The following is a 20,042-nucleotide window of genomic DNA, read 5'->3' as shown; positions in this document are numbered from 1 at the left end:
CCAAAAGTTGAGAAATTTATTGTTTCCAGGCTCTTAGTTTATCCCGTTTTTCTCAGCGGTCCCTGCTGCTGTTGCTTATAGTAAATAAGTCGCAATCCTAATTGGAGTTTAATTGATCCCTGTCAGCTACATGGGCGAAAGAGTCGCCATAGAATAGCGCCCCTTTTGGATTCCCCCTATCCCACAGGAGTGTGTGTATGACTCAGAAAGTTGTGAAGCTATATGACAAGGGCGGGCATGTCTGTCTGTTCTTTACCGGTCTGGTTGAAGGCGAGGCTATTCCGAGTAACCAGCTGGTAATTGTCGACCATGGAGAGGCTGCGCTGTTTGATCCGGGAGGTGAACTGACCTACACACCGCTTTCGATAGAATTGTCCAAGCATATTTCTATTCATTCTCTGCAATATGTGTTTGCCTCTCACCAGGATCCGGACATTATCACATCACTGCCACGCTGGCTGATGCATACGGATTGCAAAGTGGTGACATCACGTTTGTGGAGCCGCTTTCTGCCGCATCTGGTATCAGGTTTTGTTTCCGGTAAGATGCATAAGTCTCTCGATGACCGCATGGTGGAGATTCCTGATGAAGGAGCCAATATCCGTTTAGGAAAGTCTTTCATCAGAGCCGTTCCTGCGCATTTCCTGCATTCTGTCGGTAATTTTCATTTTTATGATCCTATCAGCAAAATATTGTTTTCAGGTGATGTAGGGGCAGCTATGACGCCCGGACAGGACCATTTGCCGGTGGAGAATATGGATGATCATATTCCGCTGATGGAAGGCTTTCATCGCCGTTATATGGCGTCCAATAAAGCCTGCCGAGCGTGGGTTAGAAAGGTGCGTCAACTGGATGTGGAGGTGATGGTTCCCCAGCATGGAAAGGCATTCATCGGTAAGCAGAATGTGGCGGCTTTCCTGGACTGGTTTGAAGAGTTGAACTGTGGGGTGGATCTGCTGACCTAGGGGATTCCCTGGCTGGATAGGGACATTCAGCCAGCTATCCGAAAATGATGCCAATACCCAGTAAAAGAGGTGTTATGTTCACCAGAAGAACATTCTGCCTCATCGCCGGAACGAGGTTCTCCGTATTGTTGGGATGATCCAGAATCAATGGCAGCATTCTGATGAACAGACCTGAAGGAACCAAGGATATCACTGCTGCCAGCGGCAGGGCCTTCCATAGAACGCCGGTTGCCAGAAAGCAGAAGGCCGCCGTCAGCATTCCGATCAGGACTTTGACGCCGGTTTCATATCCGTATCTGATAATAAGATGATCTCTGCCGGCGTCAGCATCTGCTTCTCGATCGGGAAACTGATTTAGCAGCAGTAAACTGCTGGCCATCAATCCAACCGTGATGCCGGATACCAATCCACTCCAGCTGAACCCGCCGGTAAGCGCATATTCTGAGCCGACCACTATACAAGCCCCAAAACCCACGCCGGGAGCAATCAGGCAGAGCCAGGGATTTTTATTCAGAATGCTGGTATAGCTCCAGATCAACAACAGGCCCAGAGCCCCCAGAACCCATAACCAGGGACCTGAAATATAGGCCAGCCATGCGCCGATTCCCAGAGACAACAGGCTTAAAATGATGCCTAACCATTTGGCCAGTGCGGCATATTGAGGTGAACGGGGTAATGTTCCACTGCCACCGGAAAAGGGCGTCCGATGGGTGTTCATATCCAGGCCTGATTTGAAGTCCTCATATTCATTCAGAGCGTTGACCGAAGCGTGGGCAGATAAGGCGGCGATCAAGATGAAGATTACTCGGAGCGCATCCAGGGAGCCTTGCTCATGATAGGCTAAAGCGGCTCCTAGAAAGATACAGATGACCGTCAAGGTTAGAAAGGGAAGTCTCATGACTCCGACTGCCGCCTGGAGGGGGCTGATAGATATATGCTTGCTATCAGTCGACATAATCTCCCAGCCTGGATTAGCTATAACTGTGTGTGTCCTGTATAAGGAAACTTAGCACAAGTTTGAGGGGAGGGTTTGATCTAAGACAGTTCGGAAAGGCCGTTTCCTCAATTCGTCCTGAGGTAGTTGCCTTTCCAAATATGGTGTGAGGGAGATGGAAGAGACGCTAGCTTCTAATCATCAGACGTACATTTTCCAAAGTGGATGTTGCCACAGGAGTGGGAGTCTCCACATCAAATTCAAAAACGCCATCTGCCGTCGCTGTTTTCACCCGGCGCTCGAAAATCACCTTTTCCTCGTCCATAAACAGCAGATAAAACGTGACATGCAGTTCTCCGGTAGCCTCAGGGTCAAACCTGACTTCGCCGACCGTATGATATTTGTTTTCGCCGATCTTATTCACCCTGTAAGCAACATGCCCAATGCTGAACTGTATACCGCAAACTTTCTCAGTGATTGCACAGCTGAACTTTTCGTGGTCTTTGACTGGGGCGTTCACGTAGCGATTAGTTGCACATCCTGATAATACCGATGCCAGAAGTAGTGCTGTCAGGGTCGTTGAAAAGAATTTGCGAAGACTTCTTAATTCCATGTTTATTTATTTCCAATGGGGTGGTTTGTTTCAAAGGGCGGGTAGTGTAGCTAGTAAGATCTGAAAATCCAGACCTGCAGGTAAAGTAGTGACATTTGATGGCAAATTCGGAGGGGGACGCTTGCCATTCACTCCCCGGAATATGGGGGCATCTGTGATAAATTGAATTACCGCTAACTACAAAGGATAGCTCGGACTGATCGGTACTGAAGCCTGCTCGCCTTACTCAAACCAAATGGCCTGATACCATTGCTTGTAGGGGATATCGCTACCCAATTCATAAACATCGGAGGAGTGAAGCGTGTCGGATGTTACCAGAATCGGCTGGCTGACAAAGCCGCTTGGCGGCATACCGGCAAAGGCTCTATTCAGCTCGTCAGCTAACTGCCATCCCTGCAGACCGGTTGGTTCCGCAACGGTTGCCACCTGTGTGGACAGGCCACTGCGTATCCTGTTCAGTGCCAGGAAAGAGCCGTCTCCTGCAGAAATGTTCCGAACGTCTTGCCGCCCATGTTTTCGGAGTGGGTAGGTAATCGAATCGAAATACAAATCGTTGATGCCCAGACTGTGTGTCCAGGAGAATCCAAATTTGGCAATCAGTCGGTCTACCGCTTTTGGAACCTCTGTCAGAGTTTCTCCGAGACTGATGTTCTCAATAGACAGAACCCGGCATCGGTCACATGTAGATATGATCTTTGCCATCTGATTTGTTTTGGCGTTGGCGACTTCAAATCGGGAGTCGTTAAAAATGACAACCCCGACAGGGCCCTGACTGTCTTTTATCACATATTCTGCAGCGAGACGCGCGACCTCTAACGACGGGGTCGCTATGTTGACATAAAGCTCGTTAGTTGGGCCTGGCTCGGCAGTGGCGTGCCAGCCAGCGAGAATCTTTCCGGCTTTTTTACGGATATTATTTCCTCCTCTACACTGCTGAAGGAAATTCCACCTACGACGACGGCATCGGCCGGGGAGGTTTTCGCGTCGATGAAGGCTTTTTTGATTCTGGATAGGTCATTCCTGCCGTCTACATATTCAATTTGCCAGCCCAGTGTTTGCGAAGCCTGCTGGAAGTGACGAAACAGCGTTGAAATACCTCCATTATTGGAGTCTTGAGAGATGAAGATAATGTGTTTATCCGGCTGGGCTGAAGGGCCTGCGATCGGCCCATGCCACGGAAACGGTTCACTCACAGGCTCGGAAAGTGCATCAAATGGGATGATCAGGCATAGGATAAAAAACAGAGCGACAAGCATACTTACCTATCCATTTACCGGGTCCAGAAATCGTCATTACACATGCGGTTAAGGGTCATTGTCGGTTCAACCCGCTATCAGTATAACCTACTTGGACCAACCTGAGTCTGTGTTCAGAACAGAGCCAAAATGAAACTCTGTGCTATGCTGGCTCAAGTATGAATGAAAAATGGTTGTGAAGAGCATTGCCATGGATACAGAGCAGATAGAAACAGATCTTCGTACCCGTTTGGTTGAGCTGGAAGCCCGGCTGGAAAAAATAAAGCAGGACGCCACTCAGGGGCATTCCAGTGATTCCGCTGAGCAGGCTCAGGAGCGGGAGAATGATGAAGTGCTGGATCAGTTAGGTAATGAAACCCGACTGTCCATCCGGCGCATACAGTCCGCCTTGCTGCGAATTGCCGAAGGGAGTTACGGTGTTTGCGAAAGTTGCGGAGAGGAGATTCAGCCAGGACGTCTGGCCATCATGCCGGAAACCACGTTATGCGTGAAATGTGCAGACTAGGGCCTGTTCACATCTTTCGATAGCCTTTCGCCCCTGTTCTCAGATTCTTCCAGGTTCCCACAATGTATCGGGTCTATCCTCTAGCCACAGGCAGGCTATTGGATAGAACCCGGGATATGGTCTACATATTATTAGGTAGCCTTTGTGCTTCTGTTTTCATCGGAATGATCTCTGATTATTGAGTATTTTCGGTGAAGTTCGATAGCGTGGGTATCCGATGGCTGAAAGCAAAGAACTCCAGATTTCCGTGCAGGAGCTGGAGCTAGGGATGCATGTTGTCCGGCTGGACCGGGAATGGATAGAAACCGACTTTCTGATGCAGGGGTTCGTGATTACCTCATGGGACGATATTGAAGCGCTGCAACGGCAGTGTGAGTATGTTTTTGTCGAAGCCAAAATTGTCAACAGCCCTCCACCGCCTCCTCCTGCGACCAGGGAGCGTCGTCGGGAAAAGCAGGGGCTGTTTGCCCGTGTAACGCGTCGCAAGACGGAGTACGCCTCTTCCCCTTCCTCTTCCGCATCAAGAAAGCCCATTGGAACAGCTTCCCCTCCGCCGACACAGCATAAAGTTGCTTACATCAACAAGATTAATGTCCAGAGCGAATTACCCAAGGCCGAAAATACCTATACCTCTGCCAAGGGGACAGTGAAAAGCATCCTGAATGGAATTCGTCTGGGGCGCATGATCGATATGAACCAGGCCAGGGAAACCGTAAACACTGTGGTCGACAGTGTGTTGCGCAACAAAGATGCACTTGCCTGGCTGACCAAAATTAAAGAAAAAGATGATTATACGGCTGAGCATTCACTGAATGTGTGCATTCTGGCGACAACCTTTGCCCGTCATTTGGGGCACGACGAATCCGATATACGCAAAATTGCCTTGTCCGGTCTGTTGCATGACGTGGGAAAATCCAGAATTCCGGATGATATTCTGAACAAGGAAGGTCGTTTTACGGACGAAGAGTTCCAAATCATGAAGATGCACACAACATATGGCCGGGATCTGCTCATGACGATGACTTCTGAAGACCGTATTGCGATTGACGTTGCCCATAGCCATCACGAGCGGGTTGATGGGCGGGGTTACCCCAGGCAACTCAAAGAACACCAGATTCCCTACTTTGCCAAGATTGTGGCACTGGCAGACTGTTACGATGCCATTACCAGCCATCGCTGCTATGACTCTGGAAGGGCCTCTATGGAAGCGCTGGATATCATCTACAAGTGTCGGGGGTCGCAATTTGATGAGGAGTTGGCGCTCGAATTTATCAAGTGCATTGGCATCTATCCTCCTGGGTCTATCGTCCAGATGTCCAACGGAGAGGTTGCGATTGTACTGGCGACGGATGAAAACAATAAGCTGAAGCCCAAAGTCCTTATGGTTTTGGATGCCCAGAAACAAACCTGTCGGGAACGGGTAGTCGATTTAAATCGCAATGCGCTGGATCGTAACGAACAGCCTTATGCTATTGCCCATGAATTGGCGAACGGCAGTTATGGTGTGGATCTTCGTGAGTACCTGAACAAAGGTCTTGTACTCAAGGGGGCAAATGACGATGAATTGTTAACCGACATGTAGCGTTAACAGATTCCGGCAAGGAGGGAAAATTATGGCAACTGAAGACACCGGGGACTCATTTGGTTTCACTGAGAAACGTGAACTACCGCGATTGTTGTGTCCCCCAGCTTTCAGCAACAGCCTGCTGGAAATTGGTGGGGCACAGTATGAAGCTGACTCGATCAATTTCAATCGCAATGGACTGGGGATTTTTGTTAACGGCCGGTTGCCGAATGTTGATGGCGGCATGGTCAGTTTTCAATTTGAGCGTGAAGACAGACAGCTGATCGAAATTACCGGCCTGCCATTCGAATTGGTGTATTCCAATGAGACTGAAGTGGGCAGCCAATACGGTCTCAAATTTGAGACCGGTGGCGTCAGTGACGATGTAAAGGAAGCTTTGCGTGAAATTGAAATAGAGCTGGGGCGACAGGCAACCATGAATCGTTACGGGCTTTAGGCGTCTACAAGGGGCGTAGTTTAAATTTAGTGCCCTGAAATAGATTGGCGTTCTCTCGCGGGGTACTGGTTTTCATGATCTAGAAGGAAAATCCTTCCGGATACTGGTGAAAGCCGTCGAAGTCTCCTTTGCTTAGGGTGATTCCCTGTTTTCTGGCGATCGCGTATACCATGGAAAGGTGGAAGAAAAAATTCGGCAGCGCGTATAGCTGTAAGTAGTCTTCACCTGTCATTTCATGATCGGCAAAACCGGCTCTGGTTGTAATCTGGAGATCTTGATAACCGGCAAAGCTGTCCGCAGGAATGCTCCTGAGAAAATCCAGGGTTTTCAACAGATCGCTCTGAAGCGATAGAAAGGTCGTTTCCTGACTGTCAAAGCTGACAATATCCAGTCCCGCCAGAGGACAGCAGGTTCTCAGCGAAAAACCGATCGTTGTGCGTGCCTGCTGGGCCAGGGGAAACATCGAGTCTGCAAGTCCGGTTTTGAGTAATGAGGCTTCATCTGAACACTGATTTTCGATGTTTTTGAGAAGACGGTGTAGTTGTTCCAGATAGTGAATAAATACGCGGGATGGAATAAATGCCATAAGAGATTCGATTCTGATAAATGGAGCAATACTATCTATTAAGGGAGTAATACTATCTATTAAATGAAGTAACGCCTATCTATAAAACAAAGTAACCCTAGAAACTATTTAAAGTAACTATGGCAACCTCAATTTCCCGGTGACAATGACAGGTCACTTCATATCTAATTAGGTATCAAACAGTTAATTAGAGAATCAAGCAGAAAACCAAGGAGTACTTATGTCAGGTCAAGGATCTGGTGGTAATGTTCTGGCGGCAATATGTAATGTGTTTTTCCCAGGGCTTGGGCAGTTGGTTCAAGGTCGCATATTGGCGGCATTGATTTTTGCCATTGTCGCATTTGGGGGTTATGCCCTGTGGTTCCTGGTTGTACCCGCAATTATCGGGGGAATCGCCCATTTGTGGTCGATCGTGGATGCGGCCAAATTCAAGCCAAAGGAATAGTTTTACCAGCCTGTTGAGCCAGGCCCCGGAGATCTTCACGATCTTTTTCTGAGGTGCTGTGAACCGGTGTTATTTCTTCTCAGGCAAAAGAAAAGTCAGAGGCTTCAGCGACAGATAGATGATTAATAAAAAGTAATCAATCCCCCATATCCGTGGCAAACTGAAACTTCTATGCTCAGCGTATAGAAAACTGTGCGTATGCATTCCTTTGAAGGTAGGAATTTCAGATGATTTCAGGCAAAACGGAGTTCTGCTGCATCCGTTTACGTTTCCTCATTTCCCTATTGTTACTGGTGGTGGCTGACGAACTGCTGGCGGCTGGTAAACCTCCCACAGGCGTTATTGCGGCACCTGTTGAGCAATTTCCTATGGTGGATAACATTGAAGCACTGGGCACGGCCTCTGCCAATGAGTCTGTCACGGTCACCACCAAGATCACGGAGAAGATTGTCAGTATTCACTTTGCAGACGGCCAGCAGGTGAAGCGGGGGCAGCTGCTGGTGCAACTGGATGATCAGGAAGAACAGGCTAATTTGAGATCGGAACAGGCCATCCTGAAGGAACGGCAGAGTGTTTTGCGTCGAACCGAAGAGCTTTTCAATCGTAAGGTGGGAAGTGAGGCGGATCTCGATCTGGCCAGGGCTCAAGTCAGCCAGACCCAGTCGGATATTGAGGCAATTAAGTCCCGGATTTCCGCCCACAGAATTACGGCTCCATTTAATGGTGTCGTTGGCCTGCGCGAAGTCAGTGAGGGTGCTCTGGTGGAACCAGACGATGTCCTGACAACACTGGATGATCTCAGTGTGATGAAGGTGGATTTTGATATCCCCGTGGTGTACCTGAGTCAGTTGGAAACCGGGTTACAGGTGGATGCCTCTACCAGTGCCTACCCAGGCAGGTTATTTACCGGGGAACTGAAAAGTATCTCATCCCGCATCGATCCGGTTACCCGGACGGTTAAAGCCAGGGCCTGGTTCGCCAATCCTCGTCGGGAGTTGCTCCCCGGCATGTTGATGCAGCTCTCATTGCAATCCAAACCTCGTGACACACTTGTGGTGCCTGAAAGTGCCGTTTTCGCCGTTGGGCGCCAGCATTTTCTCTATGCAATAGAAGGGAAAAAACCCGCCAGGGCCAAGCGCCACACTGTGACTATTGGTACCCGCAAGGCGGGTCTGGTGGAAATCACCCAAGGCGTGGAAGCCGGAGATTTTGTCATCGTCCATGGAACACTTAAGGTGTCCGACGGCAACCCGGTCAAAATTCTGGCCGTCGATGACGGCAATCTCGATATCGCCAAGGTTCTTCGGGAGGCCGGTGAGTCGGAATCAACCCCATGATCCTATCCGATATTTCCGTCAAACGTCCGGTATTTGCGTCTGTTGTCGGGTTACTGTTGATTGCGATCGGCTACCTGTGCTTTGAGCGTTTGCCGTTGCGGGAATATCCGGCCATTGATCCTCCGGTCGTCAGCATTTCAACGGATTATCCCGGTGCGTCTGCCAATATCGTGGAAACTCGTATTACGGAAATCATCGAGGAACGGATATCCGGCGTGGAAGGAATCAACACGATCTCCTCTCGATCCAGCAATGGGCGTTCCCGGATCACGGTGGAGTTCAATATCAATCGGGATATTGATGCGGCCACCAATGACATTCGCGACCGCGTATCCCGCATTGTTGATAATCTTCCGGATGAAGCGGATCCACCGGACATTGCCAAGGAAGATAGTAGCGATGACACCATACTGTGGATGAGCCTGTCAGCGGAAAGCATGACCGTCCCGGAACTCACCGATTATGCCCGGCGTTACCTGATCGATCGTTTCTCGGTCCTGGACGGGGTCGCCCGGGTTCGCGTTGGCGGTGGCAAGGTCTACGCCATGCGTATCTGGCTGGATCGCAATGCCATGACGGCCCGTGGTCTTACGGTGTCGGATATTGAGCAGGCATTGCGGGCAGAAAACGTGGAACTGCCCGCTGGTAGTATCGAATCCAGAGACCTGCAGTTCCGGGTTCGGACTGAGCGGAATTTCAATACAGCTGAGGATTTCCGCAATCTGGTGCTAGGTGCCGGTGAAGACGGCTATCTGATCAGATTGGGAGACATTGCCCGGGTGGAACTGGGGGCCACAGAAGATCGTGGCATATATCGTGGCAATGGCGTAACCCGGGTCGGGATAGGCATCAGCAAGCAGTCCAATGCCAATGTCATTGATGTGGCCCGAGCGGTCAAAGCCCAGGCAAAGAGGGTTAATAAGGGCCTTCCGGAAGGCATGGTTTTAACCTCAAGCTACGATTCGTCAGTGTTCGTCGAGGAGGCCGTCAATGAGGTTGTGAAGACCTTATTTATTGCCATTGGACTGGTGGTACTGGTGATTCTGGTGTTCCTGCGCAGTATTCGGGCGACCATGGTGCCGGCTGTTACGGTGCCGATTTCGTTGATTGCTGCCTTTATTGCAATCTATGCATTTGGATTCACCATTAATATGTTCACCCTGCTGGCGCTGGTATTAGCGATTGGGATGGTGGTGGATGATGCCATTGTGGTACTCGAAAATATTGACCGTCGCATGCATGAGCATGGTGAGACAAGACTGGTGGCGGCCTTCAGGGGAAGTCGCCAGATTGCCTTTGCCGTGGTAGCAACGACGCTGGTGCTGGTTGCGGTGTTCGTGCCAATCGCGTTTATGCAGGGAGATGTGGGACGTCTGTTTTCAGAATTTGCACTGACCCTTGCGGCAGCCGTGTCATTCTCAAGCGTTGTCGCGCTAACCGTGTCACCTGCCCTGGCTTCCAAGATTCTCCCGCCTTTGCACAGTATCCATCGTAACTCTGAATCTGAGGGGAAAGAGACCCACTTTTTTGAAGGGGTGCAAAATCTATATGGTAAGACGCTTAAGTGGTGCCTCAAGGTGCGATGGCTCTGGTTGCTGTTATTGGCGGGTTTCTGTGTGGGAACCTGGTGGCTGTATCGGGAGCTTCCCCAGGAGTATGCGCCAAAAGAGGATCGTGGGGCCTTTTTTATCATTGTGAATGGTCCTGAGGGCGCTACCTACGAATACATGCTGGACTACATGAACGAAGTGGAGCGGCGACTGCTGCCATTGGTTGATAGTGGCGAAGCCCAGCAGGTATTGGTCAGGGCTCCCCGGGGATGGGGCAATATTGAAGATTTTAATTCCGGTTTTGCCATCGTGACGCTGACGCCCTGGGATCAACGTCGTTCTGCCTGGGATATCATGGCGGAAGTCCGTAAAAAGCTGTCTGATCTGCCGGGTGTGCGTGCATTCCCTGTTATGCGGCAGGGCTTTGGCGGCGGTGTGCAGAAACCGGTACAGTTTGTCATTGGTGGAGGTACTTACCGGGAATTGGCGGAGTGGCGGGATATATTGCAAAGCAAGATTGATGAAGATAATCCTGGTCTGGATGGCGTCGATTTTGACTATAAGGAAACCCGACCGTTCCTTTCCGTACAGATAGATTACAACCGGGCGGCGGATCTGGGAGTGAAGGTTCAGGACATTGGACGGACACTTGAAACGATGCTTGGAGGCCGCACAGTCACCACCTACCTGGATAACGGCCAGGAATACAGTGTCATTGTGGAAGGGGAGCCGGATCTGCAGCGAACCCCCAGCAGCATTGAAAACATCTATGTTCGTTCCAGTCGCTCGGGCGAATTGATTCCCCTGTCTAATGTGGTAACCCTGCAGGAGTATGCAGACTCTGCATCCTTAAACCGGTTCAATAGACTACGGGCGCTGACTATAGAGGCGAACCTTGATGACAATCTCAACCTTGGCGATGCCCTGGGTTACCTTGAAGGTCTGGTTCGGGATAATCTGCCGGATTATGCCCAGATTGATTACAAGGGGCAGTCAGCAGACTTCAGGGAAGCCGGCACGGCGGTTTATACCACGTTGCTGCTGGGGATACTGATTGTGTTCCTGGTGCTTGCCGCACAATTTGAGAGTTATATTCATCCCTTTGTCATCATGTTGACGGTTCCTCTGGCGGTAGCCGGGGGAATGCTGGGATTGTACGTGACAGGTAACTCCCTCAATCTCTATACCCAGATCGGTTTGATCATGCTGGTGGGGCTGGCAGCCAAAAACGGTATTCTGATTGTGGAATTCAGCAACCAGCTCAGAGATCAGGGGCTGACATTTGATAATGCTCTGGTGGAAGCCTCTGTTGCCCGGCTGCGCCCTATTCTCATGACGGCGGTCACCACTATCGCGGGTGCTGTCCCTCTGATGATATCTGCCGGCCCTGGATCAGAAACCCGTTCGGTGATCGGTACGGTTATTCTATGGGGAGTATCTGCGGCAACTCTGTTCACCATCTTTGTGGTACCGGTGGCCTACAGTTTGTTGGCGAAGAAAACTTCATCACCCAAGGCGGTGGAAACCCAGCTTAATAAAGAACTGCAGCTGCATGAAGATGTAGCGTTGGAACACCGGACGCCTTCCTGAGGAAAGCGCCCGGTGAGACAGGACGTTGCTTGAATTCGTGTGAGCAGTCGTTAGTCCAATGGTGAAGCTGCCAGAGCTTCGTAGGTATAGAACTCTGCTGCGCCGCCGTTAACACTCAGGTAGACGCCAGAGCCGCTGGAATCAAATTCAATGACCAGGGAAGAACCTTCCGCACCATGCACGACAACTTTGCCGCTGGTTGGAAAGGTGCCGCCATCGATCTGGATCGCTTCGGTGGTCTCGACACTGAAAGAACCATCGATGGCTGTTCCGGATGCGTAATAGGACTGGGAATACTGCATAGACGTACCAGCATAGCTCAGGTCGAAGTGCATACTGGAGAGTTTCAGGTACTTCGAGGTAGCCAGTTCGGTCATGGTCAGGGTGCCGGTGATGTCCAGATCAGCGGATTCGCCAGACTCCGAATAGGTGCCTGAGACGGAAAGGCTGCCGTCAAGGGTGTACTCTCCATCATCACTGCAATTATTAAGCGTCACTTGTCCGGACACAGTACCTGAACTGGCTCCGGAGGCATTGTAGGTGACTGTGCCACTGCCTGAATTGCTGCAGGCAAAATTTTCCGTTGCCAGAGAGCTTCTTTCCTGAGAATCGGAAGCCAGGGTCCGGAGCTGGGTATTCAGCGTAGACGTTGAAGAAGTGGTTCGCAGGTTATCTATGGGCAGTTCGCTGGAGGTCACCTGATTCGCCACCTCTGTGGCGTTGGAGCTTGTAATCACCAACGTGTTTTCCCGGCTCGAATCGGAGCTGCCACCTCCGCCGCCCCCACAGGCCGTTAATGCCACTAGAACAACGCTGGTGAATATGAATCTGGGATACTTCGTCTTCATTCCTTTTTATTCCTTTACTGTTATTTTCCTGCCAACAAGCAGATGTTGGTAAAGAGTGAACGGGATCTGAGAGTGTTTGAAATGATACAAACACTCAGGATTCTATAGGATTTATTTCAGGAGGGACAATAGGGGTTAGCCAACCAGCGGAAACACCAGACCGATGATCAATACCGTCGCCAGTCCAATCAAAATGTTCATGGGAATCCCCACTCTCAGGAAGTCCCTGAAGGAGTAGTTACCCGGCCCGTACACCATCAGGTTGGTGTGATAGCCCAGAGGTGTGGCAAAGCTGGCAGAAGCCGCCATCATAATGCAGAACACATAAGGAATCGGATTCAATGCCAATTGCCCGGTAATGTGGAGCACGATGGGGAGCATCAGGATGGCAGCGCCGTTGTTGGTAATGGATTCCGTCAGCAGAGAGACCGTGACATAGATGGCGATCAATAGAAGCCATGGCTGTCCGCCACTGATGGAAACCACCAGATCGGCAATGGCATTGGCTGCACCGGTTTTATAGAGTGCATTACCCAGGGCAAACGAGGCACCGATGGTCACCAGAACCGGGATGTCCAGGCTTCGGTGGGCCTGGGAAACCGAACAGCACCCCAACACCAGCATAGCGGCTGCACCGACCAGGGCGGCGTTGAATATGGAGGTCAGGCCGCTGGCAGCGCTGAGTACGACGGCGAGAAGGATTACCCAGGCAATTCCGGCTTTACTGTGACGAATAGACTCCCGTTCCAGATCGTTAACCAGGAGAAAATCCCGGTTATTGCGCTGCTGCCGGGCGAAGTTGGGACGGGCTTCCAATAGCAGGGTATCACCTGCCTTTAGTGTTATAGAGCCGAGATTCCCCCTCACCCGTTCCCCGTTACGGGCGACGGCCAGAATAACCGATGCATAGCGGTCTCTGAACTGGCTGTCCTTGATAGTCTGACCCAGAACAGCCGAATGGGGCGATAGCACGACTTCCACCAGACAGCGCTCCGGACGGTTTTCTTCCAGCGGTACTTCTCCGACATGGTTGGAAGGAACAATACCGCGGATAGACAAAAGGTCTGAAAGGGCATCGGTATCACCTGCGAATGTCAGGCGGTCGCCACCTTTCAAGCGCTCCAGGGGCGATACGGCGGTAAGCAGGCTGCCGTCCCGTTCAATCTCTGCCAGAAATACCCGTTTCAGGTTACGCAGGCCTGCTTCTGTAATGGTCTTTCCGACCAAAGGTCCGTCGGTGGCCACGGTCACATCCAGCGTGAATTCCCGTAACTTGGCGAATGCAGGTTTGCTTTTGCGCCCGGGTAGCCAGCGGGGGAAAAACAACATCATGATAACGATGCCTGTTACCGCCACGGGTAACCCGATAACGGTAATGGAAAACAGCGGGAAGGCAGGCTGACCGGTAAGCTGCTCATACTGGCTGCTGACAATCAGGTTGGTGCTGGTGCCGATCAGAGTGATGGTTCCACCCAGAATCGAGGCATAGCTAAGCGGAATCAACAGTTTGGAGATAGGGATATCGATCTTGTCCGCCCAGCTTTTGACGGCGGGAATCAATGTGGCAACGACCGGCGTATTGTTCAGGAAGGCACTGAGAAATACTGTGGGAACGCAGAGACGAAATAAGGCGGCCGGAATGGATTTGGGGCGAGCCAGAACTTTGTCCACAATACCGTGCAATGCGCCGGATGCCTTCATCCCTGCGGCAATAATGAACATCGCGGCTACCGTCATCAAGCCAGGGTTGCTGAACCCGGAGAGCGCTTCCTGTGCGCTGAGAATACCGCTCAGGCTTAACAGCGTCAGTGCGGCCATCATCGCAAGGTAAGGGGCGATCTCGGTGACAATCAGCGTGATCAGAACTGCCGCCAGCAAACCCAGCGTGAACCACGCGTCCCATGTCATAGAGTCTTCTCCCCTGCTTTTTCAGATCAGTATTGATGTAGGGGAGAAGATTACTGTGTGATGAAGCAGAAAACTACAGCCGGGTGCCACTCAGATGAACTTTTTCCTGTTCCCAAAGTCATCGCTTTCTGACAACGATCATGTTTCCGGCTGTGTGGGGGCTTACGCCAGTACCTGCAAATGATTGTCCCAATGCAACTCAGGAGTGCGACTCTCGCTGGTGACAGCAAGAGTTTGGGCATCAATTATGGCAATATCTCCTTTCCCTGTTGTCGCTACAAACTGCTTTCCGTTGGGGCTGGGGATCAGGCCACAGACATCCCTGAGCTTGATGTCCTGGAGATGTTTACCTGACTGGTTATCCCAGAACGTAACCCGGTCTCCGCGGGGGGAGCTGATCCCGATGATTCCCTGTTGGTTATCGGCAACGACGCTCCCCGTATAATGTTTCAAGGCTCGCCAGGTATCCATTGACGCCTCTGCTGCCTGCAGGCCACCCTGATTGAGGTCATGATGGTAAACCAGGGGCATCGGGTCCAGGGCCATGCCTTCATATTGGCAACCTATCCACACACGACCAGTGTCGGCCACATCAATATGACGAATGCTGAGTTGGTGATCAGGCAGCTCATGTTTGGAAAGCATTTCCCCGGTCCGGGTATCCAAATAGGCCAGGTTTGGCTTCATGGTATCCAGATTGAGCTTTTCACGGGGTTGATCCGGGCGAGTGAGAATGCCTCCGTTGGCGATGACGAGGGTATGCCCATCCGGCATCATGCGAAGCTCGTGGGGGCCGATGCCGCCACTCTCCCATTCAGCGATTACTTTGTAGTCGTTGCTGATATCCCGAACCACAATGACGCCTCGCCCATTGTCGAAGTCGTTTTCAGTGGTGTAGATAAACTTCCCATCTACTGAATACACGGCATGACCAAAGAAGTGGCGGCCGGTAGCAGAGGTTAGATCCGTGAACTTGTACTCTCCCTGAGGCGAGACTTCCACCACAGACATGAAAGTGGCGGGCCTGCGTCCAACGATGACTGCTGATTTACCTGAAGGATGCCGTGCACTGCCGTGTCCACGTCCTGGCAGCAGGTGTTGAGCCAGGATATTTCCCTGTGAGTCGCTCAGCACCCACCAGTTCTTGTCGTCCTTGTCAGTAACGGAAGACAACAGGAGATTTTCTTTGCTGTTATCTGCTGTACGTCCAAGTGCGGGGATCACCAGACCGGCTGTCGCGAGCAGGCCAGCCTGTAACAATTGTCTGCGAGTAACCTGCATATCAGTCACCATCCTCGCTGTTGAAGTCCCGGGTTACCCCCAAGGCTTCAAAAATCTGATTTTCAAACGCTTTGTTCAGCAGGCTGAGTTCCTTGAAGATTGACTCAGCCACTTCCCTTTGAGCTTCCGCCTCTGGAGTGGCTGGTTTGACCAGGGCTTCCAGGGGCATGGTCAGTTGCTTGTTGTATTTGGTAATCCCTTTGATACGGTCATCCAGGACCAATACGGCAATACTGTCGGGATCCTGCGCTATCAGGTCATCATCGACCCCGTAGCCCTCTCCGCCTGTCAGATACAGAATCAGGGCGGTCAGGTTGTTGTGAAGGTTGTCCCGGGAGTTTTCGCTCAGATAGGACTCGGTAGCGCCCGCTTTGCCGGGTTTGCCTGCCAGACCCAGAGGATCTTCCAGTTTACGGCGTTTGATCTGCTGAACCGCGGTCACCAGTCCATTCATGTATTCATCAAAGGCTTCTTGAGGGGTGTCAAAGCCACCGGGTGTGTTGACCGGGTCGGCAAAATCGCGGCCGAATTCATTCTGCCAGCGTTGGTTGAGAGTGTTTGCCAGAACTATAAGATGTTCGGCTATGGTTTGTGCAGCAGCACAGGCTTGGCCTTGTTGCAGTCCCGATAGCGCATCGGTTCTGAACAGTAGGGCTTCAAGAGCCGGAAGGCCCTGGACGGCGACCGTTCCCTGGGCTATCTGCTCCAGGGTGGGTGGTGCTTCTGCGGTTTCCAGTTGTTTGATGCCCATGGTCAGCAGTCGGGCTCGGATCGGCCAGGCCTGTATCCTCAAACGACTGTCGTTCTCCAATAGCGGACCAAACTGTATGACGGATACTTTCATCCAGGATTCCATGGTCTTTCGCCATTGGTTCCTGGTGGTCTGAAGCGAATCCTCTGAGGGGGACTGGCACAGCTGACCTATCTGGTTGTGCAGTTCTTCTGCCTGATCAGCGAACAACTGATGGGCCGGCTGAATCAGCTTCAGGGCTTGATTCAGCATTTTCAGGTAAGCCTCCGGCTCACGTTCTGCTGCGTGGCTGAAGGTTGAGCAAAGCAAAATAAGAATCAGCAGGCAATTGCGCATAGTGAATCCCGTCAGTGTGAATTTGGTCCTGTCAGAGTGGCTTAGGTTCTATCAGGGTGACTTTGGTTCTGTCAGAGTGACAGCAGGAAGGCTTCCAAAGCAGCCCTTTCCTGAACGTTAAAGGTCAATACCTTATCCTTCGCTTGCTGGGCTTCCCCACCGTGCCAAAGTACCGCTTCCATAGGTGTCCGCGCACGACCGTCGTGCAGGAAGGTGGCATTGGCATTGACGACCTGAGCCAGACCGATTCCCCATAATGGAGGCGTGCGCCACTCGTTGGCAGTCGCTGCGAATTCGACCGGCTCGTTGGCAGGTGCGGGCTGGTTATCCCGTTTGAAGTCTGCCAGGGCAGATCCCATGTCGTGCAATAATAAGTCAGTATAGGGATAAATGGTCTGTTCTGATTGTTCGATCTGATCCTTGTCCAGTTTCGGAGTGACATAAGGACCGGCGTGGCAACTTTGGCAACCCGCCTGCTGAAACAGCTTTTCACCCTGTTGTACCTGGGGATCGTTCATATTGCGACGAGCAGGAACTGCCAGATTGCTGGCGTAGAATGCGACAAAGTCCAGGATGTCATCACGCACTTCAATGCCGTTTTCATCATTGCCGTTGGCAGCTTTTCTGCAATCAGGCTGACTCTCAGTGCAGCTGTCCTGTTTAAACAGAGATGTCGTCAGGCCCATATCACCATTGAAGGCTCCGGCTGTCTGCTGTTTGACGGTCGGTTGTCCGGCCTTCCACCCAAAGCGTCCCAGGGTGCTCTTCGAGGAGGCAACATGCCAGACCTGGTTGGGACGACCACTGATGCCATCGCCATTACTGTCTTCTGGGTCGGCCATGGCCAGAACAGATTCTTCCGGAATGGCCTGCAGTAATCCCAGTCCAATAACCGGCGGAGCCACCCTGACGGAGAACGTGGTGGTGTCCTGTGGTACGCCGTAACCCCACTGACTGAAATGCCATTGCGGCTTGCGCAGAGTTATTTCAAAGCCGTCACTGAAGCGTACCGGAACATCTGTGTAGGTCACTCCGATACGAACTTCGGGCGCCACGCCAGGAATGCCGCGATCCTGTAGCTGGCCACCATAAACGGGCTCTCCAAGGTTACCGACTTGTGGTTGCTGAAGCTTTTCCTGCTCTGCCTGGCTTATGGCTGGGCGGCTCAACCTGACCAACAGGCTGTCCACGTCGTCCTGCACGCTGCCGGTGCCCAATGCATTTGGAGCGTGTCCGCGGCCGTCGTTGAAATGACAGCTCTGGCAGGCACTGACATTAAAGACAGGGCCCAGACCATCCCTCAGGTCTGTTGTGGCTGGTGCTATTACCCAGGGATCTTCGAAAAAATCGTTGCCGATCAGAAAGTTTCCTTTACGTCGGGCACTCATGTTGGCTGAGTTCAATGAATAAGCACCTGCATGTTCGGCCTGAACGGTCGTCTCACCGCCCAGCTTGGCGGGATCGGCAGCAGCTGCGTGAGCGGCGTAAAGGGAAGCGCCTGAGGCAGTGACTGCAAACGCAAAAAGGACGCCTTTGCGTCCCTGGGGAAAAGTTGTTTTCATCTGAGTGTTAAAACCTTATTCAACAGCACGTTATTTTGGTTTTTTGATATTTGATCCTGTATATACTGCGTCCCTGCAGAAAGCTAGAAGCGGCCTTCAGGCCGCTTTAGTCTGTTATCCGCAATCAGAAACGTTATCTGTGGGGCAGGTCCCGGCATCAAACTCGGCGACCTGAACAGCCAGTACTTTGCCAACGCCGTCGCTAAGAGGCTCTTCAAGATTAACCAGCGCTTCAGCTGCTGACAGCACCAGTTTCTTATCATCCTGGCTGCCACCAACTAATTGGTCGAAGTGCTTGCCGTTGTTGGCTGAATCCACAATGGCCTGCATATGCTGAGAAATCAGGTCCAGTTGAGCGCGTACCTCGGTATCCAGGGCGCTGTCTTTCATGCGAACCAGATCTGACAGGCTGGGGCCGGAGACCACAGTGCCGTCTACCCGCTTGTAAGTTCCGGTGTAGGCATTAATGACGCCCTGGGCATTATTGAAAATGGCAATGTGAGTGGCGTCGCTGAAACAGTCATGCTCGTCTTCAGTGCTGCCAAACAGGATGGCCACTTTCATGCGTTCGCTGGCCAGTTCGCCGATGGCCAGGTCTCCCATGGAGTCCAGAACTCTCTGCACTCCATCCCCTCTGGAAAGAAAGTCGTTGCGCAGAGTGCCTTTGGTGGCACCGGCTTCCGGAGTCCATTCATTTGCCATTTCGGTCAGATCACTAACTAGGAGTGAGGTGACCGCCCGCAGGTATTGTGCCCGGCGTTGGCAGACCTTGGCATCAACCTGTTCCGGACCGCTGGTGCAGGCGCCTTGCGAAGCCTGAGTATAGTAATCGCTGACCGGACGCTGTCCTGCACCAGGATTAGTACCGTTGGTGTCTTGTCCCCACAATAAGAACTCAATCGAATGAATGCCGGTAGTAACGTTCGCTTCAGCGCCGCCGACTTCGTTCAGGCCGGCCAGCAGTTCCGGTGTGAGATTGCTGACATCCAAATCTTCGCCGCTGACGGTCAATGTGGTGAAGCTGTTGATAATATTGGCCGGGGCACTGTATTCGCCCTGATAGGAGCTTGCGTCGACATAGTCGATCAACGCTTCGTCCAAAGGCCAGGCATTCACTTGTCCTTCCCAGTCATCAATGCTGGCAGGACCACCGTCTTCATCCAGACCAGGAGTCACGTGACCGTTTTCCAGATCAAAGCGGAAAGCTTCGCTTTGCTGGTATGGCACCCGTGCCTGTAGATAGGCTTCTTTCGCTGCCGCCAGGTTTTCAGAAGTCGGGTTATCGAGGAAGGTGGCAATGCGGGATTGCAATGCTTTGGCCGTTTCCAGGGAATCACTGTATTCCGCGTAGGCCATATCGGCGTAGTGCTCTGCCACTGTTACTGGCGTGATTTCCTGGTCCGCCTGCTGCGCATTATTGCCTGCACATGCGGTCAGCAGCGCTGCCGCAGAAACAGTCGCCAGGGATGCTTTCACGGTGGAAAGCTTGAATGTCGGCATCATGGTTGTCTTCCGTCCAAAACTTAATTTATAAGTATAATGTAAATGATAATA

At 51.8% G+C, this 20,042-nt stretch carries 18 protein-coding genes; 7 read left to right on the top strand and 11 right to left on the bottom strand.

Annotated features, from left to right (window positions below):
• Positions 1–197: 197 nt before the first annotated feature.
• The gene (locus tag BTA51_RS06860; protein ID WP_094706650.1) at positions 198–965 is read left to right on the top strand and encodes an MBL fold metallo-hydrolase; all 768 of its coding nucleotides are present in this window, start codon (positions 198–200) and stop codon (positions 963–965) included.
• Positions 966–999: 34 nt separating this feature from the next.
• On the opposite strand, the gene BTA51_RS06855 is transcribed toward BTA51_RS06860, so the two are convergent.
• The 4 genes from BTA51_RS06855 to BTA51_RS06840 form a co-directional block, all read right to left on the bottom strand.
• Positions 1,000–1,920, bottom strand: coding sequence for a prenyltransferase (locus BTA51_RS06855; RefSeq protein ID WP_094706649.1), 921 nt, complete (start codon positions 1,918–1,920; stop codon positions 1,000–1,002).
• A 166-nt stretch (positions 1,921–2,086) separates the two neighbouring features.
• Entirely contained in the window at positions 2,087–2,512 is a 426-nt protein-coding gene (locus BTA51_RS06850; RefSeq protein ID WP_094706648.1) for a hypothetical protein, read from the bottom strand.
• Between the two features lie 222 nt (positions 2,513–2,734).
• Positions 2,735–3,298 carry a hypothetical protein gene (locus BTA51_RS06845; protein ID WP_094706647.1) on the bottom strand — a complete coding sequence of 188 codons (564 nt, stop codon included), beginning with the start codon at positions 3,296–3,298 and terminating at the stop codon, positions 2,735–2,737.
• Positions 3,299–3,339: 41 nt separating this feature from the next.
• The gene (locus BTA51_RS06840; RefSeq protein WP_094706646.1) at positions 3,340–3,768 is read right to left on the bottom strand and encodes a hypothetical protein; all 429 of its coding nucleotides are present in this window, start codon (positions 3,766–3,768) and stop codon (positions 3,340–3,342) included.
• Positions 3,769–3,937: 169 nt separating this feature from the next.
• On the opposite strand from BTA51_RS06840, the gene BTA51_RS06835 reads away from it, so the two are divergent.
• From BTA51_RS06835 to BTA51_RS06825, 3 genes are all read left to right on the top strand, one after another.
• Positions 3,938–4,273 (top strand): TraR/DksA family transcriptional regulator, encoded by a 336-nt coding sequence (locus tag BTA51_RS06835; protein ID WP_246840950.1) that lies wholly within the window; start codon positions 3,938–3,940, stop codon positions 4,271–4,273.
• Between the two features lie 217 nt (positions 4,274–4,490).
• Positions 4,491–5,855, top strand: coding sequence for an HD-GYP domain-containing protein (locus BTA51_RS06830; RefSeq protein WP_094706645.1), 1,365 nt, complete (start codon positions 4,491–4,493; stop codon positions 5,853–5,855).
• A 31-nt stretch (positions 5,856–5,886) separates the two neighbouring features.
• Positions 5,887–6,294: a PilZ domain-containing protein gene (locus tag BTA51_RS06825; protein WP_094706644.1), complete on the top strand. Its 408-nt coding sequence runs from the start codon at positions 5,887–5,889 to the stop codon at positions 6,292–6,294.
• A 79-nt stretch (positions 6,295–6,373) separates the two neighbouring features.
• Here BTA51_RS06825 and BTA51_RS06820 read toward each other — a convergent pair whose 3' ends face one another.
• Complete coding sequence (locus BTA51_RS06820; RefSeq protein WP_094706643.1) at positions 6,374–6,880, bottom strand: DUF1993 domain-containing protein; 507 nt, start codon at positions 6,878–6,880, stop codon at positions 6,374–6,376.
• A 220-nt stretch (positions 6,881–7,100) separates the two neighbouring features.
• On the opposite strand from BTA51_RS06820, the gene BTA51_RS06815 reads away from it, so the two are divergent.
• From BTA51_RS06815 to BTA51_RS06805, 3 genes are all read left to right on the top strand, one after another.
• A complete protein-coding gene (locus BTA51_RS06815) occupies positions 7,101–7,325 on the top strand; it encodes a hypothetical protein (RefSeq protein WP_094706642.1) in 225 nt (74 codons plus the stop codon).
• 227 nt (positions 7,326–7,552) lie between these two features.
• Positions 7,553–8,662 (top strand): efflux RND transporter periplasmic adaptor subunit, encoded by a 1,110-nt coding sequence (locus BTA51_RS06810; protein ID WP_094706641.1) that lies wholly within the window; start codon positions 7,553–7,555, stop codon positions 8,660–8,662.
• On the top strand, positions 8,659–11,802 hold the full coding sequence (locus tag BTA51_RS06805; protein ID WP_094706640.1) for an efflux RND transporter permease subunit: 3,144 nt from the start codon (positions 8,659–8,661) through the stop codon (positions 11,800–11,802). The genes BTA51_RS06810 and BTA51_RS06805 overlap by 4 nt, the downstream gene beginning before the upstream one ends.
• 50 nt (positions 11,803–11,852) lie before the next feature.
• On the opposite strand, the gene BTA51_RS06800 is transcribed toward BTA51_RS06805, so the two are convergent.
• From BTA51_RS06800 to BTA51_RS06775, 6 genes are all read right to left on the bottom strand, one after another.
• On the bottom strand, positions 11,853–12,650 hold the full coding sequence (locus tag BTA51_RS06800) for a hypothetical protein (RefSeq protein ID WP_094706639.1): 798 nt from the start codon (positions 12,648–12,650) through the stop codon (positions 11,853–11,855).
• Positions 12,651–12,785: 135 nt separating this feature from the next.
• Positions 12,786–14,558, bottom strand: a complete 1,773-nt coding sequence (locus BTA51_RS06795) for an SLC13 family permease (RefSeq protein WP_094706638.1) — start codon at positions 14,556–14,558, stop codon at positions 12,786–12,788.
• Between the two features lie 162 nt (positions 14,559–14,720).
• A complete protein-coding gene (locus tag BTA51_RS06790; RefSeq protein ID WP_168188082.1) occupies positions 14,721–15,839 on the bottom strand; it encodes a DUF1513 domain-containing protein in 1,119 nt (372 codons plus the stop codon).
• 1 nt (position 15,840) lies between these two features.
• On the bottom strand, positions 15,841–16,926 hold the full coding sequence (locus tag BTA51_RS06785; RefSeq protein WP_094706636.1) for an imelysin family protein: 1,086 nt from the start codon (positions 16,924–16,926) through the stop codon (positions 15,841–15,843).
• Positions 16,927–16,997: 71 nt separating this feature from the next.
• Entirely contained in the window at positions 16,998–18,488 is a 1,491-nt protein-coding gene (locus BTA51_RS06780; RefSeq protein WP_094706635.1) for a di-heme oxidoredictase family protein, read from the bottom strand.
• Between the two features lie 114 nt (positions 18,489–18,602).
• Positions 18,603–19,991, bottom strand: a complete 1,389-nt coding sequence (locus BTA51_RS06775) for an imelysin family protein (RefSeq protein WP_094706634.1) — start codon at positions 19,989–19,991, stop codon at positions 18,603–18,605.
• Between the last annotated feature and the right edge of the window lie 51 nt (positions 19,992–20,042).

The sequence above is a fragment of the Hahella sp. CCB-MM4 genome (assembly GCF_002260525.1).
In the GTDB taxonomy this organism is placed as follows: domain Bacteria; phylum Pseudomonadota; class Gammaproteobacteria; order Pseudomonadales; family Oleiphilaceae; genus Hahella.
This window is presented reverse-complemented; position numbering and strand designations above follow the sequence as displayed.

Excerpts from the sequence above, each read along its gene's own strand:
- BTA51_RS06785 (WP_094706636.1), bottom strand. The coding sequence starts at position 16,926 with ATGCGCAATTGCCTGCTGATTCTTATTTTGCTTTGCTCAACCTTCAGC.
- BTA51_RS06835 (WP_246840950.1), top strand. The coding sequence starts at position 3,938 with ATGGTTGTGAAGAGCATTGCCATGGATACAGAGCAGATAGAAACAGAT.
- BTA51_RS06810 (WP_094706641.1), top strand. The coding sequence starts at position 7,553 with ATGATTTCAGGCAAAACGGAGTTCTGCTGCATCCGTTTACGTTTCCTC.
- BTA51_RS06775 (WP_094706634.1), bottom strand. The coding sequence starts at position 19,991 with ATGATGCCGACATTCAAGCTTTCCACCGTGAAAGCATCCCTGGCGACT.
- BTA51_RS06795 (WP_094706638.1), bottom strand. The coding sequence starts at position 14,558 with ATGACATGGGACGCGTGGTTCACGCTGGGTTTGCTGGCGGCAGTTCTG.
- BTA51_RS06830 (WP_094706645.1), top strand. The coding sequence starts at position 4,491 with ATGGCTGAAAGCAAAGAACTCCAGATTTCCGTGCAGGAGCTGGAGCTA.
- BTA51_RS06860 (WP_094706650.1), top strand. The coding sequence starts at position 198 with ATGACTCAGAAAGTTGTGAAGCTATATGACAAGGGCGGGCATGTCTGT.
- BTA51_RS06850 (WP_094706648.1), bottom strand. The coding sequence starts at position 2,512 with ATGGAATTAAGAAGTCTTCGCAAATTCTTTTCAACGACCCTGACAGCA.
- BTA51_RS06825 (WP_094706644.1), top strand. The coding sequence starts at position 5,887 with ATGGCAACTGAAGACACCGGGGACTCATTTGGTTTCACTGAGAAACGT.
- BTA51_RS06815 (WP_094706642.1), top strand. The coding sequence starts at position 7,101 with ATGTCAGGTCAAGGATCTGGTGGTAATGTTCTGGCGGCAATATGTAAT.
- BTA51_RS06820 (WP_094706643.1), bottom strand. The coding sequence starts at position 6,880 with ATGGCATTTATTCCATCCCGCGTATTTATTCACTATCTGGAACAACTA.
- BTA51_RS06800 (WP_094706639.1), bottom strand. The coding sequence starts at position 12,650 with ATGAAGACGAAGTATCCCAGATTCATATTCACCAGCGTTGTTCTAGTG.
- BTA51_RS06780 (WP_094706635.1), bottom strand. The coding sequence starts at position 18,488 with ATGAAAACAACTTTTCCCCAGGGACGCAAAGGCGTCCTTTTTGCGTTT.
- BTA51_RS06840 (WP_094706646.1), bottom strand. The coding sequence starts at position 3,768 with ATGCTTGTCGCTCTGTTTTTTATCCTATGCCTGATCATCCCATTTGAT.
- BTA51_RS06805 (WP_094706640.1), top strand. The coding sequence starts at position 8,659 with ATGATCCTATCCGATATTTCCGTCAAACGTCCGGTATTTGCGTCTGTT.
- BTA51_RS06855 (WP_094706649.1), bottom strand. The coding sequence starts at position 1,920 with ATGTCGACTGATAGCAAGCATATATCTATCAGCCCCCTCCAGGCGGCA.
- BTA51_RS06790 (WP_168188082.1), bottom strand. The coding sequence starts at position 15,839 with ATGCAGGTTACTCGCAGACAATTGTTACAGGCTGGCCTGCTCGCGACA.